The sequence below is a fragment of the Actinomadura roseirufa genome (assembly GCF_900659635.1).
GTDB classification, from domain to species: Bacteria; Actinomycetota; Actinomycetes; order Streptosporangiales; family Streptosporangiaceae; genus Spirillospora; species Spirillospora roseirufa.
The window spans coordinates 1-2,792 of record NZ_CAACVB010000498.1 but is presented as its reverse complement, the minus strand read 5'-3'; the positions used below and the strand labels follow the sequence as shown (position 1 = coordinate 2,792).

The following is a 2,792-nucleotide window of genomic DNA, read 5'->3' as shown; positions in this document are numbered from 1 at the left end:
GGGCGTGCTCGGCGGCCTCGCCGGGCTCGTCCTGACCCGGGGCGCGGTCTTCGGGCCCGCGTTCGCCGTCGCCGCGGGCGCGGCCGGGGGAGCGGTCCTCGGCGCGCTGATCGGGCTGACCGCCGCGGGACGGCACCGGGCCGAGCGGACGACGGTGGCCGAGGCGGTCCGCGCGGAGCCCGTCACCCTGCTCGGCTTCGGGCTGTGCGGCGCGCTCACCGGCCTGCCGCCGCTGCGGCTCGCCCACGCCGGCCCGCTGCCGCTGGCCGCGGGGGTGGCCGGGGCGTTCGTCCTGGCCTTCGCGCTGGGCGTCGTCTTCAGGATCGCCACGGGCGGCTGGAGCGAGGACGCGGAGCTGGCGCACCCGCGGGAGGCGCTCCAGCGGAACCCGGCGATCGGGGTGGCGTTCGGCCTCACCGGGGGCGTCGCGGCCTTCCTGGTGTTCGTCCTGAACCAGGGCGTCGCCGCCTCGCTGGCGTGCGCGCTCACCGGCGGCGTGGCCTTCGGCCTGTCCTTCGGCGCCGTCGCCTGGACCCGCACCATGATCGGGCTGGCGGTCGCCGCCGCGCGGGGCCTGCTCCCGCTGCGGCTGTGGACGTTCCTGGACTGGGCCTGCGAGGCGCGGCTGCTGCGCGTCAGCGGCGCCACCTACCAGTTCCGGCATCGCGAGCTGCAGGACTTCCTGACACCGCGCGAGGACGGAGCGGCCCCCGGCCCGGACGGAACCACCGGCCACCGGGAGACGGTCGTGCGTCCCCGGGACGGCTCGTCCGGCCCGCTCCCGCCGCCGGTGCCCGGGGCCGTCGTCATGATGTGCGGTCTCGCCGGCTCGGGCAAGACCACCTACGCGCGCCGCCTGGAGGCCGGCGGATACCGGCGCCTGTCGGCCGATGAGATCATCTGGCGGCGGGTCGGGCACGACGCGGCGCTGCTGGCCCCCGCCGAGTACGAGCACCACCAGGCCACCGCCGACCAGGAGATCCAGCGGGAGCTCCTGCGGCTCCTGGCGGCCGGGGAGCCCGTCGTGCTGGACGAGGGCTTCTGGAGCCGGGCCGCCCGCGACCGCTACAAGACGCTGATCGAGGAGCACGGCGGCACCTGGACGCTCATCTACCTCAAGGCCGACCCGGAGACGCTCCGGCGGCGCCTCGCCGTCCGCGACTCCTGCGACGGCCCAGGGAACGTCACCGTCTCCCCCGAACTGCTCGACCGCCATCTGGAGAGTTTCGAGGAACCGCGGGACGAAGGGGAGCACACCGTGCCCCAGAGCTGAGGGCCCCGAAGCAGGGGCGCGCGGTGCGAGGATGGGGTCCTCGCGATCATCGTGGGACGCCGACCGATGTTTCCTACCGGGAGAGTGCGATGCTAGGCGACGGCACCACCCCAACACCCATCCCCGGCCCGCCCCCGGAGGAGGACGGCGCCGGCGCCATCGCGTCGGCGGGGGGCCTGCACAACTACCAGCTGAAGCTGCACGCCGAGTACGGCCCGGTCGTGCGCTTCTCGCTGCCCGGCGCGGACGGGGCGGTGTCGGTCGCCGACCCGGTCCTGCTGGAGGCCACCGCGGGGATCGACAAGCGGCCGGAGCGGCTGTTCGAGTTCCTCGCGCCGCTGCAGGAGTCGGGCAACCTGCAGACGATGCCCGCCGGCGAGCACGGCCCGTGGCGGCGGATCATGCTGTCGGTCCTGGCCGGCCGCCCCTCGCACGAGGCGCACTTCGCGCGGTTCGGCGAGCTGACGGCGGACCTGGCCGACCGGTGGGCCGAGCGCGCCGCCGACGGCCCGGTCCCCCTCCAACGGGACCTGAGCGAGCTGTCCCTGCGCATGATCTGCCGGTACGCGCTCGGCGACGGCCTTGAGTCCGAGGAGTCCGCGGGACGGGTCGTGTCGGCGTTCGAGGACGTCCTGACCGAGTACATGGCGCGGCTCTACCAGGCGGACGAGCCGGGTACCGGCGGGGCGCGCCGCGCCCGCGCCGAGGAGGGCCTGGCCTACCTGCGCGCGACCGTCGACCGCGTGCTCGCCGCGCACCGCGAGCACGGCGCCGGCCGGCGGGCCGGCGGCCGCGCCGGACGCAGCGACATGATCGCCGCGCTGGCCGAGGCCGACGAGTCCCCGGCGCGGATCCGCGACTCGGTGCTGATGACCATGCTGGCCGCGCATCACACCACCGGCGTCGCCATCTCCTGGACGCTGCACCTGCTGGCCCGGCACCCGGACGTGGCCGAGCGGGTCGGCGAGGAGGTGGACCGTGTCCTCGGCGACCGCGCCGTGCCCGACTACGGGGACCTCAGAGAACTCGTCCACCTGGACAGGGCGCTCAGGGAGGCGATGCGGCTGTACCCGCCGGGCCCGTACGGCGCCCGGGAGACGACCGAGGACCTCGTCCTCGGCGAGTACAGCGTCCCCGCGGGAACGACGATCTTCTATCCGTTCTGGGCCGTGCACATGAACCCCGAGTACTGGCCCGATCCGGAGAGGTTCGACCCCGGCCGCTTCACGCCGGAGGCATCGGCGGGGCGGCCCCGGCTCGCCTACATCCCCTTCGGGATCGGCCCGCGCGGCTGCGAGGGCGCGGCCCTGGCGATGGTCGAGGCCGAGCTGGTGCTGGCCGTCCTGCTGAAGCGGTTCCGGTTCCGCCCGGCGCCCGGCCGGACGGTCACGCCGATCGAGCGCTTCGTGCTGTGGGCCGCCGAGGACATCCACATGGACCTCACGCCCCGGGAGCCGGCCCGCGCCTGACCCGCCGGACCGGCTCCGGCGGCGGCGCGCGCGGGCGCGGCGCCGGCGCG

General features: G+C 75.9%; 2 protein-coding genes. Both read left to right on the top strand.

The window, feature by feature from the left end; all coding sequences use genetic code 11:
• Window positions 1-1,273: P-loop nucleotide/nucleoside kinase family protein (locus tag E1291_RS43600; protein ID WP_207401239.1), on the top strand; the 1,273-nt coding region annotated here is incomplete at its 5' end.
• 89 nt (window positions 1,274-1,362) lie between these two features.
• Window positions 1,363-2,742: a cytochrome P450 gene (locus E1291_RS40735; RefSeq protein ID WP_131743374.1), complete on the top strand. Its 1,380-nt coding sequence runs from the start codon at window positions 1,363-1,365 to the stop codon at window positions 2,740-2,742.
• Window positions 2,743-2,792: the final 50 nt, after the last annotated feature.